Origin of the sequence: Synechococcus sp. CCY9201 (genome assembly GCF_034931105.1) — a bacterium.
Lineage (GTDB): Bacteria > Cyanobacteriota > Cyanobacteriia > PCC-6307 > Cyanobiaceae > CBW1002.
Window position 1 is genome coordinate 1 of the sequence record NZ_JAYGIC010000119.1, and the last position, 22,243, is coordinate 22,243.

Here is a 22,243-nt window from a genome sequence, read left to right on the forward strand (position 1 = left end):
CCGGCGGCGACGGCCTCCGAGCGGCAAGTCCTTGATTACCGCGCCTGGCAGCCTGGGGAGCCGCTGCGGCCTGACGGCTGCGGCATCCCGGCGCCCTCGGATCCGCAGGCAACGCTGGATCCGGCGGAGCTGGCGCTGCTGCTGGTGCCGGCCCTGGCGGTGGATCGCCGCGGCCTTCGCCTCGGCTATGGCGGTGGATGGTACGACCGCCTGCGGATCCTGCCCGCCTGGGGGGATGTGCCGGCGCTGGTGGTGCTGCCCCAGGGTTGTGTGGTGGAGGCGCTGCCGGCCGATCCCTGGGACGTGCCCTTCCAGGGCTGGCTGAGCGAAACCGGGCTGGTGCTGGTGCCCAAGCCCTGACCCTCAGGGTTCACCCCTCAGCCCCCACAATCATTGCAACCTTGTAACTCCTGGGCGCCAGGCCGCTGAGGACGCCGTGAATTTGGCAGGATCAGAATCTCGAAGTTCTGGTCGAGCCGGTTCTGATGCGTTCTCCCGCCCTCTCCGCCCTGACCGATTCCGCCCCCGAGCGTGTGCTCGCCTCAGAGCTCCAGGCCCGCGGACAGGCTGGTGGGTCATCCAGCGATGCCCTCTCGCTGATGGTGAGTTCGATGGTGAGGATGGTGCAGGCCGGAAAAAGCAGCGATAGTCGCTGGAAAGCGTCCTGAGGTTCCCCATGCGTCTCCGTGCCGTCGCGGTTCTGGTTCCGGCAGTGGCCGGAATCCTGCTCAACCCCTGTGCCGCCAGGGCCCATGCCGTGGAGAGCAGTCTGGAGCGCCTCAGCAGCCTCAACGACGACATGATGTTGCAGAGCCACTTTTCCAGTGGAGCGCCCGTCGCCGAAGCCCTGGTGCGGCTGATGCCACCCGGTGGCGGTGATCCGATTCTGGTGGGCCGTACCGACACCCAGGGCAAGCTGCGTTTCCAGCTGCCCGCGTCGATGGCCAACGCCGAAGACTGGGAAGTGCAGGTGGATGGGGGATCCGGCCATCGCGACTACATCGAACTGCCTGCCAAGGGCGACAACCAGGTTCGTCAGGTCACCAGCCCCCTCGGGATCGACGCCGCCTGGCAGCAGGAGCTCCGTTCTCCCGGCGTGCCACTGATCACCATTGGCCTCGCCTCGCTTGGAGGCCTCCTCTCGGCCGGGACCCTGGTGCGCCTTGCCCGGCTGGGCAGCCGCCGCCAGGGCTGAGCCGATGGCCAGCGGAAGTCCCTCCCTCGACCGCATCGTCGAGAAGCTCGGCAGCACCGCCGAGCCCAGACGCCGTTACGAATACGTGCTCTGGCTGGCCAAGAAGCTGGCGCCGTTGCCCGATCAGTTCCGGCAGGACGCCTACAAGGTGAAGGGCTGTGTGTCTCAGGTGTTCGTGGTGGGGGAGCTGGTCGATGGAACGCTGCACTGGCAGGGTGATTCCGACGCCCAGATCACCAAGGGCCTGCTGGCCCTGTTGATCGAGGGTCTTGAAGGGCTGACGCCGGCGGAGGCCGCTGCGGTGGATCCCGCCTTCATCGCCGCCACCGGGCTGCAGGCGAGCCTGACCCCATCTCGGGCCAACGGGTTTCTCAACATCCTGCGGATGATGCAGTCCCAGGCCGTGAGGCTGGGCCAGCCTGCTGCACAAGACGAGGCCGGTGCTCAGGGCGAAGATCCGGCGCTGGGCAACGCTCCGGCCCTGGGCAACGGTTGAATTCAGAGCGGATTTCTAGGATCAGTGGTTTGAGGGGCGTCAGCGACATGACCATCGGCATCGGCTTGCTCGGTCTGGGGACGGTGGGAGCCGGTGTCGCCGCGATTCTCAGCAGCCCCGAAGGCCGCCATCCCCTCGTGGGCCAGCTGGCCCTGCGTCGTGTGGCGGTGCGGGATCTGAGCCGGCCTCGCCCCGTGGACCTGGCCCCGGAGGTACTCACCACAAGCCCGGAAGCGGTGGTGGACGATCCGGCGGTGGACATCGTGGTGGAGGTGATGGGAGGGCTGGAGCCCGCCCGCTCCCTGATCCTGCGGGCCATCGCTGCCGGTAAGTCTGTGGTGACCGCCAACAAGGCCGTGATCGCCCGCTATGGCGAGGAGATCGCCGCTGCCGCCGCCGCACGGGGCGTCTACGTACTGATCGAGGCGGCTGTCGGAGGCGGCATTCCGATCATCGAGCCGCTGAAGCAGTCGCTGGGCGGCAACCGCCTGCAACGGGTCAGCGGCATCATCAACGGCACCACCAACTACATCCTGTCCAGGATGGCTGAGGAGGGGGCCGCCTATGACGCCGTGCTCGCCGATGCCCAGCGCCTGGGCTATGCCGAAGCCGATCCCGCCGCCGATGTGCAAGGCGGCGACGCGGCCGACAAGATCGCCATCCTCACCGGGCTCGCCTACGGCGGCAGCGTGCCCAGGGCCTCGATCCCCACGGAGGGGATTGACCGGCTCGACTCCCGCGACGTGGCCTACGCCGCTCAGCTGGGCTTCGTGGTGAAGCTGCTGGCCGTCGCCCAGCACCTCGGCACCGCAGACGATGGCACCGAGCTGCTGGACGTGCGGGTCCATCCCACCCTGCTGCCCAGACAGCACCCTCTTGCAGGCGTGCATGGCGTCAACAACGCCATTCTGGTGGAAGGCGATCCGGTGGGCCAGGTGATGTTCTATGGCCCAGGCGCTGGTGCCGGGCCCACCGCCTCGGCCGTGGTGGCCGACATCCTCAACATCGCCGGCATTCGCCAGGTAGGTGGTGCGCCGGGCCAGCTCGATCCCCTGCTGGCAGCCGGCAGCTGGCGCCGCTGCGGGTTGGTGGACGGATCCCGCACGCGGCATCGCAACTATGTGAGACTCCAGACCCGCGATCAGGCCGGTGTGATCGGCAGGATCGGCACCTGCTTCGGCGATGCGGGGGTCTCGCTGCAGTCGATCGTGCAATTCGAAGGGCAGAACGGCGCCGCTGAAATCGTGGCGATCACCCACGAAGTGCTGGAGCAGCATTTCCGTACTGCCCTCGATGCGATCGAAGCGCTGGCCGAAGTGGAGGCGGTGGCTGCCTGCCTGCGCACCCTCTGACCCCCCTGGCGAAGCACCCCGTCGATGCGGCAGAGTGACGGCCAAACACTGAAGCAATCCTGAAGAAAAGAGGCACCACCCAGCCTCAGGCAACGCCCCTCAGCCCCCGAGTCCAGGTCGCCATCCCCTCACCGACCGGCTACCCAGTAGCCGAGCGCACAACCCCGCCCCGCCGCCATCGGAAGGGTGGGGGAACCGCCGGACATCCGGGAGCGTTGTTTCTTTCCTCCCCCGACCATGACCTTCACGTCCACCCCCCCGCATCAGGGCGATTGCATCCGGATCTGCGGCGATGATCAGCAGCTGTATCAGGTGATCGGCGTTGATCAGGCCGGGAACCGCTGCTGGCTGCGCCGCTGGCCCCTTGCCCGCCATGGCTGCCCGGTTTTTGAGTTGCCTCTTCAGCAGCTCCAGCCCGGCTGCGTCACGCCAGCCCCTCATCGTCCCCAGCCTTTCGCGTCCCGTTCCTGAGACCCGCCCTGCCGGATTGTCTCTCTGCAGATGGTCAAGCCATCGTTGAAGGCGACAGAGTCCTGCCCATCACAGGCGGTCCGTTGGCCTTGAATGGCCCCACTCGAGCGGTGACCTTGTCCCCAGCTCTGTCTGATTCCGTCTTCGCCTCTGCTCTGTCGGCACCGGACCTCCCCATTTCCAGAGTCCTGGCCCCTGTCCGCTGCCTCCGCTCACACCCGGGATCTCTGCTGCCGCTGCTGGCCCTGGCGCTGCTGGTGCCCCTGTTGGCGGCCTGCCAGCCGCAGCGTTCGCCCACCCGTCTGGTGGTGGCGACCAAGAGCCGCATCGATTCCGTTGATCCTGCCAAGGCCTCCCGGATCGGGGCGATGCAGGTGCTCAGTGCCCTGGGGGACCCCCTCTACGCCGTCACCACCGATGGCCGCCTCGAACCCCGGCTGGCCACGGCCCTGCCCACGATCAGCAGCGATGGCCTGAGGGCCCGCATCCCGTTGCGCCGGGGCGTGCTGTTCCACGACGGAACCCCGTTCGATGCCGCCGCGCTGGTGTTTTCGCTGAAGCGCTTCATGGCGATCGGCACCCTCGGCTATCAGCTGAGTGATCGGGTCAAGGAGGTGAGGACCAGCGGCAGCCACGAGATTGAACTGGAACTGCATCAACCCTTCAGCCCCCTGCCGCGGTTGCTGTCGGCCATTGTTCTGACGCCGATCTCCCCCACCGCCTATCGCAACCATCTGGACAAGCCGCTGAACGAGCGCTTCGTCGGTACGGGGCCGTACAAGCTCACTTTCTTCGGCGGCCAGCAGGTGCGGCTCACCCCCTGGAGGCGCTACTGGGGCCCAAAACCTGCCAATGACGGCATGGATCTGGTCACCCTGAGCAATTCCACCGCCCTGTTCGGGGCGCTGCGCAGCGGCGAAGTCGACGTTCTGCTCTCCAGCGGCCTGGAGATCGACCACGAACAGGCCCTGCGGCGCGATGCCCTGGCCGGTCGGCTGCATGAGGCCCGCGGCCCGGCACTCTCGATCGGCTTCCTCTCGCTGCTCACCGACCAGCCGCCCCTGGACAATCCCACCCTGCGCCAGGCCATCGCCCACAGCCTGGACCGGCAGACGATCAGCCGCCGGGTGAGCCTGGGGATGCGTCCGCCGCTGCGACAGTTGGTGCCCCCCAGCCTGCCGGGTTCCGATCCCAGTGCCTGGCCCGCCTACAACCCCGCCGAGGCGCGTCGCCTGTATCGCGCGGCTGGATACTGCGACGGCAAACGCTTCAGCCTGCCGCTCACCTTCCGCTCCGACATCCCCAGTGACCGACTGTTCGCCCTCACCTGGCAGGCCCAGATGCGGCGCGACCTGGGCGATTGCGTGACCCTGGAGGTGAGCGGCATGGAATCCACCACCGCCTACGACCAGCTCGCCAATGGAACCCTGGTGCTGTTCTTCTACGACTGGATCGGCGATTATCCCGACGCCGAGAATTTTCTCGCCCCCCTGCTGAGCTGTCAGGAGCCCCAGGGCAACCGCTGCGCCAAGGGCAACAGTGCCCTGAGCGGCTCCTTCTGGACCGCCCCTGGCCTGGATCGGGAACTGGTGCTCAGCAGCCAGGTGGAAGGCCCTGAGCGGATTGGCCTGTTGCGCGCCATCCAGCGGCGCACAGCCGCCGCAGTGCCCTATCTGCCGGTGTGGCTGATGGAGGAGGGCGCCTGGAGCGGCGCCCAGGTGAGCCCACCCCTCTTTGATGGATCCGGGCGGGTGCGGCTGGAGGCGCTGCATCGACTGGGTCCCGGAACGGCATCCGGTTCTGGAGGGGAGGCCGGCCGATGAGTCGCCGCAACGAGCTGCTGCGTTATCTGGGGGCCCGCCTGGCCCTGGCGCCCCTGATGCTCTGGCTGATCGCCAGCCTGGTGTTTCTGTTGCTGCGGGTGGCGCCCGGTGATCCGATCGATGCCCTGCTGGGCCCCAAAGCACCCGCCGCGGTTCGAGAGGCCCTGCGCCAGCAGCTGGGCCTCGATCAGCCTCTGACGGTGCAATACGGCCATTTCATCGCCAATCTCCTGCACGGTGACCTGGGGGTCTCCCAGGCAAGCCAGGAGCCGGTGGCGGCGATCATTCGTCAGAGCCTGCCGGCCAGCCTTGAGCTGGGGGTCACGGCCCTGCTGCTGGCGGCGATGGTGGGTCTGGCCGTGGGCTTCAGCGGCATCGCCCGGCCGGAGGGAAAACTCGACCTGGCCGGACGCCTCTATGGCATCGGCACCTACGCCCTGCCGCCGTTCTGGGCGGCGATGCTGGTGCAACTGGTGTTTGCCGTCTGGCTGGGCTGGTTGCCGGTGGGCGGCCGTTTCCCTCCGTCCCTGCTGCCCCCCACCGGCACCGGCTTCTACCTGTTCGACAGCTTCAGGGCGGGCAACTGGAGCCAGCTGCAGGGCACGGTGCGCCATCTGGCGTTGCCTGCCGCCACCCTCGGCCTGCTGCTCAGCGGCATCTTCGACAACGCCCTGCGCCTCAACCTCCGCCGCGCCCTCGACTCCGACTACGTGGAGGCGGCCCGCAGCCGCGGCCTGGGGGAGGCGCGGGTGGTGCTGCGCCATGCCCTGCCCAATGCCCTGCTGCCGGTGCTCACCATCACCGGCATCACGGTGGCTTCCCTGATCGGCGGGGCCCTGCTGATCGAGGTCACCTTCTCCTGGCCCGGCATCGCCTTCCGGCTTCAGGAGGCGATCAGCCAGCGGGACTATCCCGTGGTTCAGGGGATCGTGGTGGTGGTGGCGGCGCTGGTGGTGATGGTCACGGTGCTGGTGGATCTGCTGGTGGCCCTGCTGGATCCCCGCATCCGCTTCTGATCCGCCATCAGCGGCTCAGATCCTTCTGCCAGCGGCGGGCCGCTGCGGCGTCGAGCACATAGGCGCCGACGCCCTCCTGCAGTCGGTGCTGGGGCGGAAGCAGGTCAGGACCCGTCAGGCCCTGGAGGAACTCGACGCTGACCCGCAGGATCAGGTTCTGCACCCGCTGCGGCTCCACCCCCACCAGCTCCTCGCCCAGCTGGAAGAGGACCTCCCCACGGCGTGAGACCCGCACAGGAGAGAAATGGCTACCCCCATCCACCACCACGAGGCGGCTGCGGGGCTGGCTGGAGGGCAGAAACAGCTCAAGCTGCTCACTCACCGGCGGCGTGATCAGGTCGAGGCTGCCGCCCACCATCAGCAGCGGCACGCTGAGGCGATCAAGTCCACGCCGAGGCCAGAGCAGGCTGCCGAAACCATTGAGCACCACCACCCCCCGCAGTGTTCCCTCCTGAAGAGAGGGCGGCGGGCGCAGCTCCAACGAGAGATCCGCCATCTGGCACTGGAGCAGCCTTGAGAGGTTGGTGATCGGCAGGCGGCGCAGGGCCTCGCGGCAGCGGCGCTCCAGCCCGGGCTCCGGCGCAGGTGCGCTGGCCAGAAGGGCGGTCATGGCGCCAAGGGAATGGCCCATCAGCACCACACCATCTCCCATCGGCGGCAGCACACCATGGGCCTCTGCCGCCAGCACGGCCTCCAGATCGGCCAGCCGATCCGGCAGGGTTTCGGCCCCGGGCGGAGGCTTTGCTCCGGCCAGCAGGGCCCGCATGGCCCCGGCATCACTGCCAGGGTGCTGCAGCACCACGGCAGGCCATCCCCGATCCGCCAGGGCAGCTGCCAGCCAGCCCAGCTGCTCGGAGTTGCCGCCCAGACCTGGCATCAGCAGAACCCAGGGGCCTGGCGCCTCCGTGCTGCGGCCACGCCAGAGTTCCAGCGGCAGGGGAGCGTCACGGTGATCCACCGGAAGCAGCAGGCGCTGCATCTGCACCTCCGGAGCCTCGCTGAAGGCCAGGGGACGCTCCTGGCGATCCGGCAGTTCCATCCGGCGCAGCCGTCGCAGGGCCCGCTGCTGCAGACGCAGCTGGTCGCGCCACTGTTCCGCCTGGGCCAGCAGGGTGTCGAGCTGCAGGTGCAGATCGTCGGCGGGCATGGCACTCAGCAGATCCAGCACGGTGACCTCGCCCCGCTCCTCCAACAGACGCCGCAGGGTGTCCTGCAGCAGGGCGGTGGAATCGCGACCATCGGCGTCGGTGAGAAGACTGCCCACCTCCACGAGGATCCGCTGGCCGGCCCAGCTGGTGAGCAGCTGCTCGCCGAAGGTTCGGGAACGCAGCAGTGGACCCCGCAGCAGGCGGCTCAGATTGTTGCGACTGCGCCCATCCATCAGCTCCAGCCAGACCGCCAGCTCACCTTTGCTGAAGTCATCGCCAGGTCCGAGCTGGCTGTCCTGCAGTCGGGTCCGGCGGCGGCTCCAGGCCTCCAGCTGCTCCAGGTCGATCGGAATCTCCAGACCGTCGAGGTGCACGTGCAGGCGCTCTGCCGCTGCCACGGGCTCGGCCGGCAGCCCGATCAGGCCCAGCAGCAGACTGGCCAGCGCAGACCAGAGACAGCGTGCGCGGTTTGACGGAGGAAACAGCGGAGTCAGAGACGGTTGCAGAAGAGGTGGCCCGAGCGGGCTCCTGGTTTCACCAGTTTCCCGCGCCTCTGCGTGAACTGGTCCTGATCCGGCTGATCGGGTCTCTGGGGGCTGGCGGTGTGGTCTATCTCACTCCGATGGTGTTCCACCAGGCCGACTTCAGCGCCAGCAGCGTCACCCAGGGACTGGCACTGGCGGCCCTGGCCGGCACCGGTGGGCGCCTGCTCTGTGGCCTCCTGCTGGATCGGGGCCTCAACTGCACGGTCCCCGTCCTGATGGCAGTGCTGCTTTCCCTGGCGGGTGACAGCCTGCTGGCGGGAGCCTGGGGCTGGTCAGGCTTCCTGCAGGGCCAGCTGCTGCTGGGGGCGTCCATGGGGCTCTACTGGCCGGCGATCGAGCTGGCGGTGCCCTTGAGCTGCGAGCCGGTTTCTTCGGCACGGGGCTATGCCCTGGCACGCAGCGCTGATGCGGCCGGGATCGCAGCGGGGGCGCTGCTCGGGGCCCTGCTGGCCTGGGGCGGCCGGTTGCGGGGCATCTATCTGGTGGACATTGCCTGCCTGGTTGTGATGGCCCTGCTGCTGCTGCTGCGTCCTCTGCCCGATCCGAGGCCCCGATCCCTTTCCAGGACTGGTGACACCTGGCGCAGCTGGCTGCCTCCTCTGCTGCCGTTGCTGGCACTGACGGTGCTGGCCACAGCGATGCCGGCGCTGATGCAGAGCGCCCTTCCGCTCGACATAGTGCGCGGCGGGCTGCAGCGGCCACCCCTTCCGGATAGCCAGGGCGCCCTGATGATCGGATTGCAGCTGGCATTGCTGCTGCTGCTGCAGTGGCCCGTGGGGCAGGCCCTGGCCCGTCGACCGGTGGGCACGGGCCTCGGGCTCAGCCTGGTGTGCTTCGCCTGCGGCAGCCTGCTGCTGGCAGTCTCGGCCCTCCACGTGGGTGGAGCCTGGTTGATCATGCTGGCCCAGTTACCCCTGGCGCTGGGTCAGGCTGCCTTCCTGCCGATCGCCAGCGAGGCGGTAGTGGAACTCACACCGCTGAAACACCAGGGGCTTGCCCTGGCACTGTTCTCCCAGTGCTTCGCCGTGAGCGCCCTGACCGCACCCCTTCTGGCCGGCCAACTGCTGGATCGCCAGGGTCATGGCGCCGGCCTTTGGCTGACCATGACTTTGCTGTACCTGGTGGGGTTGCGTCTGGTGCGCCTCCTACACCCCCGTGCCGCCGGCCCCAGGATCTGAGTCCGGCACAGCCGCGGCGCCACGCTCACGCGCGGCGATCCAGGCCTCATGGGGCAAGGGTTCCGTGCCGTATTCCCAGTCGTCGTAGTCGGGATCGTTACGAATCTGTTGATGCACCTCCTTCTGCGCCTCAAAGTTGTGGGGATGCTCCGGGCTGGCGAGATTCTTCGCCGACTCGATCGGTTGGCTCGACGGGGATGGCTGGGATGACGGCATTGCATGCCTCCGGTGTTGACCTGGATTCTTGCCCAGCCGCCACCGATCCGACCACAGGCTGAGATGTGTGTGGCCGGCGCGGGGGAAGCATCGAAATTCCGGCAATCTTGCATAGAGTGAAGCAGATCAGCTTCAACGGGCCGTGCAGGAGGCTTGATGACACGGCACGAGGAGCATTCTCCGCAAGACCGTCCCGACCCCGATTCTGATCGGGTGAGTGAGGAGGCACTTGGTCAGTCCTCTGCCGACATCTTGGATCCCGCCCCTCCCCGCCACCTGGATGGGCACCAGTCTGACGAGCCCCATCGGCATCTCTACCTACCCCGGAAGCCCATCCGACCATCCCCCCGGCCCTTTCTGGAGGTGCTTGAGGAAGGTGGGGTCGAGGCGTCCGGTTCACGGGTGGATGCATGGCTACCCGATCTGCACGACCTGATCGAACACGAGCGACTGGATATCCACTTTCAGCCGATCCTGTCGCTGCGTCAGAAGACCGTGGTGGGGGTCGAAGCGCTGGCGAGGCCGCACCGCATGCGCGTGGGTGAAATGTTTGCCAAGGCGGCCGCCGCTGGTCGGCTCCTAGAGCTGGATCGCCTCTGTCGCCGCAAAGCGCTGGAGGCCTACAGGCACTTGCCCACGATTGGCCGGACAAGGCCGCTGCTTTTCGTCAATATTGAGGCTTCGGTGATCGACCGAGCGGTGGTTCACTCGGGATCCATGCTGAGCACGGTGGAGTCCTACGGGATCAATCCCAACGATATCGTGATCGAGGTGAATGAGAGCAAGGTACTCGACCCCGACTCATTAAGGAAGTTTGTGGATGCGCATCGCGATCTCGGCTTCCTTATCGCCATTGACGATCTTGGCGCCGGTGACAGCAACCTCCCCCGCATTGCCCAGCTGCGGCCCCACATCATCAAGCTTGACCGCAACTTGATCGCCGGAGTGGATCATGACTTCTTCAAACAGCAAACGATCAAGTCGCTGGTCAATCTCTGCCGCAGCATTGGGAGTCTCGTCCTGGCGGAAGGCGTCGAGACCCTGGAGGAGGTGGATGCCTGCGCCTCTCTCGGCGCTGAGTTATTCCAGGGTTTTCACTTCGATCGCCCCAAGGCTCCTGTCCACCTCGACCTTCCTGCCTTGTTGCCAGCCTTGGTCTCTGCTTCGCAACGGCAGAGGGACAATGCCGTGGATACCCTCCACGCCCGGAAACAAGTTGGCAGCGTCCTACATCGACTCGCCGGAATCGCTTGCGAACGATTGCAGGACTGCACTCCCGAAAATTTTGATTTAGTTCTGAAAGAACTGGTGCAGAACAACCCTGAGATCGAGGCCATTTACCTGTTGGACAGCCAAGGGATTCAGGTGAGCCAAACCCACATGTCCCATCCAGTGATTGGCCTCAAAAGCCGGCTATTCGGTCCAGCTCCCCGCGGCACGGACCACTCTTACAAGGAGTATTTTTTCAGTCTCATCCATGCTGGGCTGCAGCGTTACACCACGGACAGCTATATCAGTCTTGCCACTGGGCGACCTTGTCGCACCGTAACCGTGGTGTTCGAGCATGATTCAGATCAGGCTTTCGTGCTTTGCATCGATTTCAAGGTTTCAACCTGACCCAGGCTTCCATCGCGTGACCCGCAGAACTGCAGGGATCTCTCCCGCCGGCAAGCCTCCTGAGAGGCTGAACCCGATCAGCAAGAACAGAACCAAAGCGGAGTGAAAGCTTGCAACCGTGTTGGCGAATACAAAGCCTTTCACAGCCATGCTCTTACTATAATTCCCAGGACGCTCGTTGCGAAGCGAGGGTCTGACGTGCTTACTCCTTTCCCAAGGATGGAAGATCCAGCCCCGCGGACTCGAAGGGAGACTACGGCCACCCCACAGGCGCAGATTTCACTCGATACCAGCTTGTCTGAAGAGATTCCACAACAGGATGACCAGACCAGTTGCGATGCCTTGGCAGAGCTGCTGACCAATCAGGATTTAGATATTGAATTCCAGCCGATTCTTTCGCTCCGCCATCAATCTGTTGTTGGAATCGAGGCCTTGGCCAGGCCGCGCACCATGGGCCTGGTGCAGATGTTCCTGGAAGCGGAAACCACCGGTCGCATGCTGGAACTGGATCGGCTCTGCCGTTTGAAGGCCCTGGAGAGCTACAGCCGTCTACGGTTCGCCGAAGGCTGCCGTCCGCTGCTGTTTCTCAACTTCGAGTCTTCAGTGATCGATCGTGGGGTCCTGGGCTCCGGCTGGCTGCTGGAGAGGGTCAAGGCCTCGGGTCTTGAACCCAGCGACGTCGTGATCGAAGTCAATGAAAGCCGGGTACATGATCTCGAGTCCCTACGAGACTTCGTTGATACTTATCGCCGGCATGGCTTTCTCATTGCACTTGACGATCTTGGAGCAGGTGACAGTAATTTGCCCCGCATCGCCCAGCTGCGTCCCCACATCATCAAACTCGATCGCCATTTGGTGGCCCATGTGGATCGCGACTTCTTTAAGCAAGAAACAATAAAATCCCTGGTTAATCTTAGTCGTAGTATCGGCTGCATGGTCTTGGCCGAAGGGGTTGAAACCCATGCCGAAGTTGACACCTGTGCCTCGTTGGGAGCGGAGCTTTTGCAGGGTTTCTTCTTTGCAAGGGCCAGGAAAGCTGAACAGCTTGATCTTCCTAGCCTGCTGGAGCCCCTTGCTCAGGCAACACGTCGACAGCGCACCCATGCCACTGATTCACTCAAGGCCCGCCGCCAGCAGAGTTTAGACCTGCAGCGACTTGCCCAACAAGGGTGCGCAGGCCTGCAGAAGGCGAAGCGGCAGGACTTTGATGCGGCCCTTTGGGAATTGGTGGCCAACAATACCGGCATAGAAGCCGCCTACCTTCTTGATGACCAGGGAATTCAGGTAAGCGAAACTCACATGGCCTCCGATGTCACAGTGCTGCCTAGCCGCCTCTTTGAGCCGGCCCGCCGAGGGTCGGATCACTCCTTCAAAGAGTATTTCTTCAGCCTCATTGATACGGGCCTTTCCCGATTCACTACAAATAGCTATATCAGCCTCGCAACGGGCAACCCCTGCCGCACCGTCGCGGTACTCCTAAGGCATATGCAAACCGCATCCAATTATGTGCTTTGCATAGATTTTCGCATGCCCGCATCTTTTTCGTCGCATTTTTAACTTCGATATCGTCAGACATTGAACAAGAATTCCATGACATCACCTTCGGCGACTTCGTACTCCTTGCCTTCGCTGCGAAGCCAGCCACGATTGCGCGCCTCCACCAGGGAACCGGCCTCCAGAAGCTGGCTGTAGCCGATCGTCTGGGCGCGGATGAAGCCCCGCTCAAAATCGGTGTGGATCACTCCCGCGGCCTGTGGCGCCGTCATGCCGGCCGTGATCGTCCAGGCGCGGGTCTCCTTTTCACCCGTGGTGAAGTACGTGCGCAATCCGAGCAAGGAATAGGTGGCGCGGATCAGGCTTTGCAGCCCACCTTCCTCCGCCCCAAGACCGGCCAGGAACTCAGCTCGCTCCTCCTCAGGCAGCTCGATCAGCTCGGCCTCCACCTGGGCGGAAATGCGCACGGTCTCGGCGCCCTCCTGAGCAGCAACGGCCTTCACTTCGTCGACGAAGGCATTGCCGGAGGCGAGGTCGTCCTCGCTCACATTGGTGGCGTAGATGATCGGCTTGGCGGTGAGCAGGCCCAGGGGCTTGATCAGCAGGGCCTCCTCTTCGCTGATCTCCACCGTGCGGGCCGCTCCGCCCTGCTCCAGCACGGCCTGGATGCGGGCAAGAGCTCCGTCCTCGAGCTGCGCTTCCTTGTTGGTACGGGTCTGCTTCTTGAGCCGCTCGCGCCGCTTCTCCACCTGGGCCAGATCGGCCAGCCCCAGCTCGAGGTTGATCACCTCGGCATCACGGGCAGGGCCTACCGAACCAGAGACGTGAATCACATCGTCGTTCTCGAAGCAGCGCACCACGTGGACGATCGCATCGACTTCGCGGATGTTGGCCAGGAATTTGTTGCCCAGTCCCTCCCCCTGGCTGGCCCCCTTGACCAGGCCGGCGATGTCGACGAACTCAACACGGGTCGGGATGATCTCCTTACTGCCGCTCACCGCTGACAGCTGCTCCAGTCGAGGATCCGGCACCGCAACCACGCCCGAATTGGGTTCGATCGTGCAGAAGGGGTAGTTGGCGGCCTCGGCCTTGGCGTTGGCCACGAGGGCGTTGAAGAGGGTTGACTTGCCCACGTTGGGCAGTCCCACAATTCCGGCTTTGAGCATGGTCCGAATCTAATCGCTGCCAGCCAGGCGCCAGTCGGATCCAGAGCTGCGGGGGAGATCCGTCCCGGTGAACAACCCCAATCACGCCGCGAACCCGAAAGACTGGGGCACAGTCGGAACCAGGCCCATTCCCGTCCTCGCCCCCCTGCGGCCGCGTCGCCGGCCCGAACCCGCCCCCACCGGACATCCCAACATCGACGGGCTCACCGGGAGCCCGTCAGTCAAGCCCCTCTGGCGACGGCGACGTCTCTGGGCCGGCACCCTGGCAGTGCTGGTCGGTCTGAGCGGCACGGCGGTCTGGTTGCGTCAGTCGGGCCAGAAGGGCCGCAATCTCGATCCATACACCGTGCTGGCCCGCCAGGGCTCCCTTCCCAGTGTGGTGAGCGCCAGCGGCGAACTGGATGCGGTCAGGCGGGTGAACGTGAGCCCGAAGCGGCAGGGGCTGCTGCAGGAGCTCTACGTCGAGGAGGGCGACCGGGTGCGGCAAGGCCAGGCTCTCGCCCTGATGGACTCGGGTGATCTCAATGAACGCCTGAAGGAACTGCAGGCCAATCTGAGCTCGGCCGAGGCCCAGCTGGCCCGCACCCGCAGTGAATGGGAGCGCCGCCGCCAGCTGTTCGCCAGCCAGGCGATCAGCGCTGACGACTATCAGCGGGCCCTGGGGGCCTTTCACGTGGATGAGGCCAACGTGGCGGCGGCTCGTCAGCGGCTGGAGCAGCGTCAGGTGGAACGGGATGAGCTGATCGTGCGGGCCCCCTTCGATGGGGTGATCACCCAGCGGTTCGCTGACCCTGGCGCCTTCGTGACACCCACCACCACAGCGTCGGCCACGGCCGGTGCCACCAGTTCCTCGGTGGTGGAGCTGGCCCAGGGGCTGGAGGTGCTGGCCAAGGTGCCCGAGAATGACATCGGTCGGCTACGGGTGGGCCAGATGGCCAGCGTGCGGGTGGATGCCTTCCCCGATCAGCGCTTTGCGGCCCGGGTGCGGCGCATCGCGCCGCGTGCGATCAAACTCAACAATGTCACCTCCTTTGAGGTGAAGCTGCAGCTGATCGATCCGCCGCCGGAGCTGCGCATCGGCATGACCGCCGACATTGATTTTCAGGCCGGTCAGCTGCGCTCCGAGACCCTGGTGCCCACCGTGGCGGTGGTGACCGAAGCAGGCAAACCTGGTGTGCTCAGGGTCGGCCCCGAGCGCGAGCCCACCTTCCAGCCCGTGGAGCTCGGATCCAGCAGCGGCAAGGACACCCAGATCATCACAGGCCTCAAGCCTGGTGAACGGGTGTTCATCGATCTTCCCCCCTGGGCCAGCAAGCGTCCGCAGACGGACTGAGTGAGGGTGGACGGACGGACAGCAGGCCAACTAGGGACAGGCCGACTGAGCGTCCCCGCCATTGAGAAAACTGCGCGCGGCCTCCAGGATGCGTCCGCTGGCCTGCCCATCGCCGAAGGGGTTGTGGGCCTGGGCCATGACCGCGTAGGCCGCGGGATCCTCCAGCAGGCGACTGGCCTCCCGCAGGATGTCGCCCCTGTTGGTGCCGATCAGACGAGCCGTGCCGGCCTCCACCGCTTCGGGGCGCTCGGTGGTGCGGCGCAGCACCAGCACCGGCTTGCCGAGGGCTGGAGCCTCCTCCTGGAGGCCGCCCGAATCGGTCAGCAGCAGCGCGCAGCCCCGCATCGCCGCCACCAACCTGTCGTAGTCGAGCGGTTCGGTGAGGAAGGCGCGAGGATGGTCGCCCAGCAGGGCCTGCAGGGGCTCCCGCACGGTGGGGTTGCGATGCAGCGGCAGCAGCAGGGCTGTGTCGGGAAAACGCTCCAGAAGATCGAGAAAACCCTGGCCGATCTGCTGCAGCCGTTCGCCCCAGTTCTCGCGACGGTGCACCGTGGCCAGGAGCACCCGCTGCCTGCTCCAGTCGAGGCCGGGCAGATCCCAGTCCGGGGCCGTCTCCGCCATCAGCAGCAGAGCATCGATCACCGTGTTGCCGGTGGTGAGAATGTCGCCCACCACGCCGGAGGCGCGCAGATTGCTGGCCGATTGCGCCGTCGGCGCGAAGTGAAGCTGGGCGAGCTGGGAGATCAGCCGGCGATTGGCCTCCTCAGGGAAGGGGTCAAGCAGGTTGTCGGTGCGCAGGCCTGCTTCCACATGCCCAACGGGGATCTGGCCATAGAAGGCCGCCAGGGCTGAGGAGAAGGCGGTGGTGGTGTCGCCCTGGACCAGCACCAGATCAGGGCGATGCTCGGTGAATTCCTGTTCCAGGCCCTGGAGGGCGGCGCAGGTCACGTGGGTGAGGGTCTGCTTGGGAGCCATCAGTGCCAGATCGTGATCGGCCTTCAGGCCGAACAGCTCCATCACCTGGCTCACCATCTCGCGGTGCTGTCCGGTGAGCACCACGCGGGTGGTCAGGTCCGGGGCCTGCTGAAAGGCACGGATCACCGGGGCCAGTTTGATCGCCTCCGGCCTGGTGCCCAGCACGATCGTGACCAGTGGCATCCCGCCCCCCAGCAGCAATGCCCGGATCCTAGGGATGGTGGCCTCCCGGCCCGATAGGGGCGAAGCTGGTTGAACCCGACCCGTTCCGCTCCGGCATGGCCCAGGCCGACTCTCCTTTTCCGCCTTCGCCCTTCCCCCCGACCGGAACCACGGCTCTGCCCTCCCCTTTTCCCGGTCCCGCCCAGCCACCACCCCCTGCTTCGCCTGGTCCGGGGCTGCAACCACCGCCGCCGCCACCATTCGCCCAGCCTGTCTCCACCCCTGTTGCATCGGTTGGACAGGAGGCTGGTGGGTACGGAAGCCAACCGGCCACCCTCGAGGACATCGTGCGCCTGGCCCACGAGCGGAACCATTCAGATGTCCACCTGGGCGTCGGCGAAGAACCGCGCTATCGGGCCCGCGGAGAGATGGCGCGCACCGGTTGGCCGGTCACCGACGCCGCGACGTTCCAACGATGGCTGCGCGAGATGCTGACGCCGGCTGAGATCGATTCCTTTCAGCGGGACAAGGAATTCGATGGAAGTTTTGCTTTCCCCTTTGCGCGAGTCCGCATCAACGTGCTCGATTCGTTGCGGGGGCCGGGGATGGTGTTGCGGTTGATTCCTCAGAAGATCGCGACCCTGGAGGACCTACACCTGCCCCCTGTACTCAAGAAGCTTTCTGCCCTTCCCAAGGGCATGATCCTGGTGACCGGTCCGACTGGCTCCGGTAAGAGCACCACTCTGGCGGCGATGATCGACTGGATCAACCGCAACATGACCCGCCACATCATCACGATTGAAGATCCGGTTGAATTCGTGCATGAAAGTCGAGAGTCCCTAATCCGCCACAGGGAAGTTGGCCAACACACCAAGCACTTTCACAATGCCCTGCGTGCCGCTATGCGGGAAGATCCTGACGTGATCCTGATCGGTGAAATCCGTGACCAGGAAACCCTGGCCACGGCGATCGAAGCGTCCCAGACGGGTCACCTGGTGTTTGGAACTCTGCATACCAACTCTGCTGTGAAGACCGTGGAGCGGGTGCTGGGGATGTATCCCCCTCAGGAGCAGGATGCGGTGCGGCGGGCGGTGTCCGAAACCTTGCTGGGGGTGATCGCCCAGGGCCTGATCAAGACCACGGACGGCAAGAGGGTTGCGTTTCACGATATTTTAATCAACACAGATGCTTGCAAGGATTACATTCAGCGTGGCGAACTCGGCGAGATTGAAGACATCATGAATCGCAGCAGTTTCGAGGGCATGGTGACCGCCAATCAAAGCCTGATCAAGCTGGTAGAAGATGGTCGCGTGGAGGGCTTTGATGCATTGGCCGTCAGCCTCAGGCCAAACGAGCTTGCTCAGGCCCTGCGTGGAAGGACATGATGCACTGAAGGGATCAATCCGCCTGCCTGAATCGGTGGAAATTCAGTCAAAGTCCTGACAGGATCAGGCTCAGTTCGTTATAAGGAAAGGCACCGATCAATGCCCAGCCGCCAGGCGTGCGATCAGAAGAACCGAGAGCCCAACGGATAGTCCCAGCATCGCCAGTCGGCCGTTCCAGATTTCCGCCTGGGGCGTAAAGCCTCGTCGCCAAGCGTTGAGCTCCTCCGGTCCAACCGGCTCAATCACGGTCTCAGACTCAACCCCGCCCGGAAGGGAAGCCTCCAGCGGCGTCACAGCAACCTGACCTGAATCGCCCTCCACTGAACCTGCGGGCACCTGATCCGCCTGAACAGGATCGGTCGTGCCCACAACCTGGCCCTCCTCAACCGGCGCCATGACGACCAGTCCTCAGCGAATCATTCCACCCTAGGGCGATCAGAAACAAGCTGTTGCCTCATACAGGCGCTCCGCCTGCACCAGCGGCAACCGCGGCGCCACCCCCAGATCCATGGGGCTGCGGCAGCCCTGCGAGAATCTCTGGGCCGCCGCCACCCCCACCATGGCGGCATTGTCGGTGCAGAATGCCAGCGACGCCAGACGCCATTGCAGATCGGCCTCGGCGCAGCTCTGCTCCATCCGTTGCCGCAGGCGGCGGTTCGCCGCCACACCGCCTACCAGCACGATCGTGGCCAGGCCCTGATCGCGGGCACAGCGGCAGCTGCGGTCCACCAGCACGTCCGCCACCACCTGCTCAAAGCTCGCCGCCAGATCTGCCACGGGCAGCGGCTCACCCGAGGCCTCGAGCGACCTCACGAGGCGCAGCATGGCTGTCTTCAGGCCGCTGAAGCTGAAGTCATAGGGGTAGAAGCCTCCCTCCGGCCTCGACACCCGCCCTTTGGGCAGGGCAAAACGATGGGGATCGCCCGCTTCGGCAGCGGCCTGAATGGCGGGTCCTCCGGGGTAGGCCAATCCGAGCAGGCGAGCCACCTTGTCGAAGGCCTCGCCGGCGGCGTCGTCATGGCTGCGGCCCAGGGGTTGATAGCGCCCGGGACCCTCGACCCGGATCAGTTCGGTGTGGCCACCACTCACCAGCAGCACCAGATGGGGCCCCGGCGTCAGCGGAGATCCGAGCTGCACCGAGCAGAGGTGCGCCTCAAGGTGATGCATGCCCAGAAACGGCAATCCATGCAGGCGGGCCAGGGTGCGGCCCGTGACCGATCCCACCAGTAGGGCTCCCACCAGGCCCGGCGCCACCGTGGCGGCGACCGCATCCAGCTGAGGGAGCGCCACACTGCTCTCGGACAGCACGGTGGCGATCAGCTGGGGCAGCGCCTCCACATGCCGTCGCGAGGCGATTTCAGGCACCACGCCGCCGAAGCGCGCATGTTCCTCAACCTGAGAAGCCACGGCATGGGCCAGAACGGTGCGATCCCGCACAATCGCCGCTGCCGACTCGTCACAACTTGTTTCGAGGGCAAGAATCGTGGCCATGGACTCTGGGGGCCGCTCCTACTGTCCGGTCGTGACATCCTGCCCTGCGGCCGAACTCCCTATGCGCCGTCTATTCGCCGTCGTTCTTTCCGCCTTTCTCATCTTTGGCTTCGCTCCGTCCGCCAGGGCTGATGTAGCCGGTTTGACCCCCTGTGCCGAGAGCCCGCGGTTCCAGCAGCGGGCCGGCGCCGCCCAGACCGAGCAGGCCAAAGCTCGCTTTGCGATGTACAGCAAGGCCGTCTGCGGCACCGATGGTCTGCCCCACCTGATTGTGGATGGCCGCTGGAGCCACGCCGGAGACTTCATGATCCCTGGAATCGCCTTCCTGTATATCGCCGGTTGCATCGGCTGGGCTGGGCGCTCCTACCTGCAGGCCATCCGTGGCACCAAGGACGCCACCACCAAGGAAATCCAGATTGATCTCTCCCTGGCCCTGAAGAGCACCCTGGCAGCCGCCAGCTGGCCGATTGCCGCTTTTGGTGAATTCACCAGCGGCAAACTGCTCGAGTCCGACAACAAGGTCACCGTGTCGCCCCGCTGAAGGCAACGGGCTGTTGATTGTCACAGCCTTTCCATCGCGGCAGGCTGATGTCCTGCTCCCTAACCGCTTCACCCTTCTCTGACATGAAGAAATTCCTGACCACCGCTCCGGTGTTCGCGGCCATCTGGTTCACGATCACCGCCGGCATCATGATTGAGTTCAATCGCTTCTTCCCTGATCTGCTGTTCCACCCCCTCTGAAAACAGATTGATTTCAGAGGTTCAGGGAAGCTGTTCCTTCAGGGCTTCATCGATATCCCTTGAACCGCCATCACTGATTCTTTGCTCAGACTTGTCTAGTCTTGGCGGCCCCTTTTGGGGCCGCTTTTTTGCTGTCATGCACGGCATTCTTGCCCCGGAGCCTGCTGGGCTGGCGAGGTTCTTTGCCTGCAGCTTGTGATACTGCCTGGCTGCCATCAGGTCCGGATAATGGGAGCAACGCTCTGATCAATGGCATGGTTTCGGCTGAGTCGATTCAGTGTTGATGCTGGGATCACCATGCTTTTTTACCCAGGGAGATCGATCAGGCAGACCGGATCAATCCGACAGATCGGGCATCGGGCCGATCAGCTCACGCCTCAGTACACGTCAGCTCTTGCTGGTGCCCAGATCCATGAGCTGTTCCAATTCCGCCAGCGCCACCTCAAGATCACCGTTCACCAGGCAGGCATCGAACTCGGCGGCGGCGGCCAGTTCCACCCTGGCGCGCTCCAGGCGCTTCGCGATGGCGGATTCGCTGTCGGTCCCGCGTCCGCGAATCCGCCGCTCCAGCTCTTCAAAAGAGGGAGGCTTGATCAACAGCTGCTGGCCGGCCGGGAAGGAGTGACGCACTTGCCGGGCCCCTTCCAGTTCGATCTCCAGCAGGACCGGCCGTCCTTCGGCGAGATGCTGCTCCACCGGCTGCCGCGGGGTGCCGTAAAGGTTGCCGGCGAACTCGGCCCATTCGAGGAAGCCGCCACCGGCCACCTGCGCCTCGAAGGCCTCACGGCTGAGAAAGAAGTAGTGCACGCCGTCGACCTCACCGGCCCGGGGCTGGCGTGTGGTGGCCGAGATCGACAGCCAGATGCGTGGCTGGCGCTGCAGCAGGCGGCTCACCAGTGTGCCCTTGCCCACGCCGCTGGGACCGGTGATCACGGTGAGCCGGGCGGACGACGCGGCGCGGGCCATGGAAGTGACACTGCTGCGCAGCAGAGTAAGCAGCCTCGGCTGTGAACCTCTGCCAGCGGTGATGGTGTCAACCCAACCCCTCCAGCCTCTGGATGTGACCAGCCTGCGGGCGGTGCTGGGGGAGCTGCGGGCTGCTGTGGTGCCGAGCCGCTTTGAAAAGGCGCAGCAGAGCGCCTCCCACACGGTGCAACTGGGGCTGCGCAGCCTCGACGGCATGCGCTGGCTGGAGATCAGCTGGATGGCGGAAGCCCCTCGGCTGCTGGCGATCCCGGCACCGCGCCGTCAGGGTGATGGCAGCACCCTGGCTCAGCAGCTGCAGCATGGCCTGAAGGGGCTGGCCCTGGTGGAGCTGGCACAGGACGGCTGGGAGCGCGTCGTGCACCTGCGTTTCGCGGCCCGTCCGGGCGAGCCTCCCCAACGGCAGCTGGTGGTGGAACTGATGGGGCGCCACAGCAACATCTTTCTGCTCGACGCTGAGGAGCGGGTGATGGCCCTGGGCCATCAGGTGCGGCAGGGACAGTCGCGGCTGCGGCCGATCGGCAACGGCGATCCCTACCAGCCGCCGCCGCCCCTGGGCGGCGATCGCCCCGATCCGGCCGAACCGTTCGAGAGCTGGCAGCGGCGCCTGAGTCTGCTGCCCCTGCCCCTGGAACGGGCGCTGCGGGAGAGCTATCAGGGCATCAGCCCGGCCCTGGCCCGCCAGCTGGCAGGGGAGTCCGCGGAGCAGAGCGCCGCCTGGTTGGCACGGTCTGTAGACACCATGAACGCGGCCGGTTGGTCACGGTTGTGGCAGCGGTGGTGCGCCTGGCTGAGGGCGGTGAAGGATCAGCGCTTTTGTTTCGATACAGCTGGCCCCACGGCCTACCGCTGCTGGCGGGTTGATCCGGCTGCGGCAGATCCTGCTGGGCAGGAACCGTCCGGAGAGAATCCCGCTCTGGCGGAGCCTGGGGATGGCCCGGCGCAGGCCGGCGACAGCCTCCCCATCAACACGGCCCTGGCTGGCTACTACGGCACCATGCTGGCGGCGCGGGAGCTGCAGCGTCGGCAGCACCAGCTCGCCCAGCAGCTGCAGGCCGCAACCGAGCGTGAACAGCGGCAGCTGCACCAGCAGGAGGCGTTGGTGGAGGCGGCTGGCGGTAGTGAAGCCCTGCAGAGCCAGGCGGACGCCTTGCTCAGTCAGTTCGCCCTGTCCCGTGAGCAGATCGACGAGGCCCAGGCGCTCTACCGGCGGGCCCGCAAGCTGCGGCGCTCGCTGGCGGCGATCACACCGCGGCTGGAGCGGCACCGCCAGCGGCTTGCCTGGCTGGAGCACAGCCGCACCTTCCTCGATCAGGCCGATGGCGTCGAGCAGCTGGAGGCCCTGGCCGAGGAGCTGCGGGAAGGCCCAGGAGGACCGGAGGGAACGGACAGCCCCAGGGGCGCAGCCCTGGCGCCGCAGCCCCAGCGGCGCGCCCATCGCCGGGCGATGGCCAG

General features: G+C 65.5%; 23 protein-coding genes. 16 read left to right on the forward strand and 7 right to left on the reverse strand.

The window, feature by feature from the left end; all coding sequences use genetic code 11:
* The 8 genes from VB716_RS11780 to VB716_RS11815 form a co-directional block, all read left to right on the forward strand.
* Window positions 1-360: 5-formyltetrahydrofolate cyclo-ligase (locus tag VB716_RS11780; protein WP_323270577.1), on the forward strand; the 360-nt coding region annotated here is incomplete at its 5' end.
* 125 nt (window positions 361-485) lie between these two features.
* Window positions 486-668 carry a hypothetical protein gene (locus tag VB716_RS11785; RefSeq protein WP_197153933.1) on the forward strand — a complete coding sequence of 61 codons (183 nt, stop codon included), beginning with the start codon at window positions 486-488 and terminating at the stop codon, window positions 666-668.
* An 8-nt stretch (window positions 669-676) separates the two neighbouring features.
* The gene (locus tag VB716_RS11790; protein ID WP_197153932.1) at window positions 677-1,195 is read left to right on the forward strand and encodes a hypothetical protein; all 519 of its coding nucleotides are present in this window, start codon (window positions 677-679) and stop codon (window positions 1,193-1,195) included.
* Between the two features lie 4 nt (window positions 1,196-1,199).
* A complete protein-coding gene (locus tag VB716_RS11795) occupies window positions 1,200-1,691 on the forward strand; it encodes a SufE family protein (protein ID WP_197153931.1) in 492 nt (163 codons plus the stop codon).
* Window positions 1,692-1,738: 47 nt separating this feature from the next.
* Window positions 1,739-3,043: a homoserine dehydrogenase gene (locus tag VB716_RS11800; RefSeq protein WP_323270578.1), complete on the forward strand. Its 1,305-nt coding sequence runs from the start codon at window positions 1,739-1,741 to the stop codon at window positions 3,041-3,043.
* Window positions 3,044-3,280: 237 nt separating this feature from the next.
* Window positions 3,281-3,514, forward strand: coding sequence for a hypothetical protein (locus VB716_RS11805; protein ID WP_197153929.1), 234 nt, complete (start codon window positions 3,281-3,283; stop codon window positions 3,512-3,514).
* 110 nt (window positions 3,515-3,624) lie between these two features.
* Window positions 3,625-5,337, forward strand: coding sequence for an ABC transporter substrate-binding protein (locus VB716_RS11810; protein WP_323270579.1), 1,713 nt, complete (start codon window positions 3,625-3,627; stop codon window positions 5,335-5,337).
* Entirely contained in the window at window positions 5,334-6,353 is a 1,020-nt protein-coding gene (locus VB716_RS11815) for an ABC transporter permease (protein WP_197153928.1), read from the forward strand. The genes VB716_RS11810 and VB716_RS11815 overlap by 4 nt, the downstream gene beginning before the upstream one ends.
* A gap of 7 nt (window positions 6,354-6,360) precedes the next feature.
* On the opposite strand, the gene VB716_RS11820 is transcribed toward VB716_RS11815, so the two are convergent.
* A complete protein-coding gene (locus VB716_RS11820) occupies window positions 6,361-7,899 on the reverse strand; it encodes an alpha/beta hydrolase (RefSeq protein WP_322757464.1) in 1,539 nt (512 codons plus the stop codon).
* A gap of 113 nt (window positions 7,900-8,012) precedes the next feature.
* Between VB716_RS11820 and VB716_RS11825 the strand changes: the two genes are divergently transcribed.
* A complete protein-coding gene (locus tag VB716_RS11825; RefSeq protein ID WP_323270580.1) occupies window positions 8,013-9,224 on the forward strand; it encodes an MFS transporter in 1,212 nt (403 codons plus the stop codon).
* Here VB716_RS11825 and VB716_RS11830 read toward each other — a convergent pair.
* Window positions 9,192-9,440 carry a hypothetical protein gene (locus VB716_RS11830; RefSeq protein WP_322757465.1) on the reverse strand — a complete coding sequence of 83 codons (249 nt, stop codon included), beginning with the start codon at window positions 9,438-9,440 and terminating at the stop codon, window positions 9,192-9,194. The two genes, VB716_RS11825 and VB716_RS11830, sit on opposite strands and share 33 nt — an antisense overlap.
* A gap of 363 nt (window positions 9,441-9,803) precedes the next feature.
* Here VB716_RS11830 and VB716_RS11835 point away from each other — a divergent pair, with 363 nt between their 5' ends.
* Window positions 9,804-11,057, forward strand: a complete 1,254-nt coding sequence (locus VB716_RS11835) for an EAL domain-containing protein (RefSeq protein ID WP_197153926.1) — start codon at window positions 9,804-9,806, stop codon at window positions 11,055-11,057.
* 219 nt (window positions 11,058-11,276) lie between these two features.
* On the forward strand, window positions 11,277-12,614 hold the full coding sequence (locus VB716_RS11840; protein WP_323270581.1) for an EAL domain-containing protein: 1,338 nt from the start codon (window positions 11,277-11,279) through the stop codon (window positions 12,612-12,614).
* Between the two features lie 11 nt (window positions 12,615-12,625).
* Here VB716_RS11840 and ychF read toward each other — a convergent pair whose 3' ends face one another.
* Window positions 12,626-13,717: a redox-regulated ATPase YchF gene (gene ychF, locus VB716_RS11845; RefSeq protein ID WP_197153922.1), complete on the reverse strand. Its 1,092-nt coding sequence runs from the start codon at window positions 13,715-13,717 to the stop codon at window positions 12,626-12,628.
* Between the two features lie 193 nt (window positions 13,718-13,910).
* Between ychF and VB716_RS11850 the strand changes: the two genes are divergently transcribed.
* Window positions 13,911-15,050, forward strand: coding sequence for an efflux RND transporter periplasmic adaptor subunit (locus VB716_RS11850; protein WP_197172233.1), 1,140 nt, complete (start codon window positions 13,911-13,913; stop codon window positions 15,048-15,050).
* A 30-nt stretch (window positions 15,051-15,080) separates the two neighbouring features.
* Here the strand turns inward: VB716_RS11850 and wecB are convergent, their stop codons facing one another.
* Window positions 15,081-16,208: a non-hydrolyzing UDP-N-acetylglucosamine 2-epimerase gene (gene wecB, locus VB716_RS11855; protein WP_323246694.1), complete on the reverse strand. Its 1,128-nt coding sequence runs from the start codon at window positions 16,206-16,208 to the stop codon at window positions 15,081-15,083.
* Between the two features lie 95 nt (window positions 16,209-16,303).
* Between wecB and VB716_RS11860 the strand changes: the two genes are divergently transcribed.
* On the forward strand, window positions 16,304-17,572 hold the full coding sequence (locus VB716_RS11860; RefSeq protein ID WP_323270582.1) for a type IV pilus twitching motility protein PilT: 1,269 nt from the start codon (window positions 16,304-16,306) through the stop codon (window positions 17,570-17,572).
* Window positions 17,573-17,668: 96 nt separating this feature from the next.
* On the opposite strand, the gene VB716_RS11865 is transcribed toward VB716_RS11860, so the two are convergent.
* Both VB716_RS11865 and tsaD read right to left on the reverse strand, forming a co-directional pair.
* The gene (locus tag VB716_RS11865; protein ID WP_197159136.1) at window positions 17,669-17,857 is read right to left on the reverse strand and encodes a chlorophyll a/b-binding protein; all 189 of its coding nucleotides are present in this window, start codon (window positions 17,855-17,857) and stop codon (window positions 17,669-17,671) included.
* Window positions 17,858-18,007: 150 nt separating this feature from the next.
* The gene (gene tsaD, locus VB716_RS11870; protein ID WP_323270583.1) at window positions 18,008-19,063 is read right to left on the reverse strand and encodes a tRNA (adenosine(37)-N6)-threonylcarbamoyltransferase complex transferase subunit TsaD; all 1,056 of its coding nucleotides are present in this window, start codon (window positions 19,061-19,063) and stop codon (window positions 18,008-18,010) included.
* 61 nt (window positions 19,064-19,124) lie between these two features.
* Here tsaD and VB716_RS11875 point away from each other — a divergent pair, with 61 nt between their 5' ends.
* Complete coding sequence (locus VB716_RS11875) at window positions 19,125-19,604, forward strand: Photosystem I reaction center subunit III (RefSeq protein WP_197153919.1); 480 nt, start codon at window positions 19,125-19,127, stop codon at window positions 19,602-19,604.
* A gap of 83 nt (window positions 19,605-19,687) precedes the next feature.
* Window positions 19,688-19,804: a photosystem I reaction center subunit IX gene (gene psaJ, locus VB716_RS11880; RefSeq protein WP_185465876.1), complete on the forward strand. Its 117-nt coding sequence runs from the start codon at window positions 19,688-19,690 to the stop codon at window positions 19,802-19,804.
* A 387-nt stretch (window positions 19,805-20,191) separates the two neighbouring features.
* On the opposite strand, the gene gmk is transcribed toward psaJ, so the two are convergent.
* A complete protein-coding gene (gmk, locus tag VB716_RS11885; protein ID WP_197169688.1) occupies window positions 20,192-20,770 on the reverse strand; it encodes a guanylate kinase in 579 nt (192 codons plus the stop codon).
* On the opposite strand from gmk, the gene VB716_RS11890 reads away from it, so the two are divergent.
* On the forward strand, window positions 20,709-22,243 hold a 1,535-nt coding region (locus VB716_RS11890), incomplete at its 3' end, for an NFACT family protein (protein WP_323270584.1). The two genes, gmk and VB716_RS11890, sit on opposite strands and share 62 nt — an antisense overlap.

Coding starts and splice junctions, on each gene's coding strand:
- gmk (WP_197169688.1), bottom strand. CDS start 20,770: ATGGCCCGCGCCGCGTCGTCCGCCCGGCTCACCGTGATCACCGGTCCC.
- psaJ (WP_185465876.1), top strand. CDS start 19,688: ATGAAGAAATTCCTGACCACCGCTCCGGTGTTCGCGGCCATCTGGTTC.
- wecB (WP_323246694.1), bottom strand. CDS start 16,208: ATGCCACTGGTCACGATCGTGCTGGGCACCAGGCCGGAGGCGATCAAA.
- VB716_RS11785 (WP_197153933.1), top strand. CDS start 486: ATGCGTTCTCCCGCCCTCTCCGCCCTGACCGATTCCGCCCCCGAGCGT.
- VB716_RS11795 (WP_197153931.1), top strand. CDS start 1,200: ATGGCCAGCGGAAGTCCCTCCCTCGACCGCATCGTCGAGAAGCTCGGC.
- VB716_RS11790 (WP_197153932.1), top strand. CDS start 677: ATGCGTCTCCGTGCCGTCGCGGTTCTGGTTCCGGCAGTGGCCGGAATC.
- VB716_RS11875 (WP_197153919.1), top strand. CDS start 19,125: ATGCGCCGTCTATTCGCCGTCGTTCTTTCCGCCTTTCTCATCTTTGGC.
- VB716_RS11860 (WP_323270582.1), top strand. CDS start 16,304: ATGGCCCAGGCCGACTCTCCTTTTCCGCCTTCGCCCTTCCCCCCGACC.
- VB716_RS11800 (WP_323270578.1), top strand. CDS start 1,739: ATGACCATCGGCATCGGCTTGCTCGGTCTGGGGACGGTGGGAGCCGGT.
- ychF (WP_197153922.1), bottom strand. CDS start 13,717: ATGCTCAAAGCCGGAATTGTGGGACTGCCCAACGTGGGCAAGTCAACC.
- VB716_RS11815 (WP_197153928.1), top strand. CDS start 5,334: ATGAGTCGCCGCAACGAGCTGCTGCGTTATCTGGGGGCCCGCCTGGCC.
- tsaD (WP_323270583.1), bottom strand. CDS start 19,063: ATGGCCACGATTCTTGCCCTCGAAACAAGTTGTGACGAGTCGGCAGCG.
- VB716_RS11805 (WP_197153929.1), top strand. CDS start 3,281: ATGACCTTCACGTCCACCCCCCCGCATCAGGGCGATTGCATCCGGATC.
- VB716_RS11830 (WP_322757465.1), bottom strand. CDS start 9,440: ATGCCGTCATCCCAGCCATCCCCGTCGAGCCAACCGATCGAGTCGGCG.
- VB716_RS11840 (WP_323270581.1), top strand. CDS start 11,277: ATGGAAGATCCAGCCCCGCGGACTCGAAGGGAGACTACGGCCACCCCA.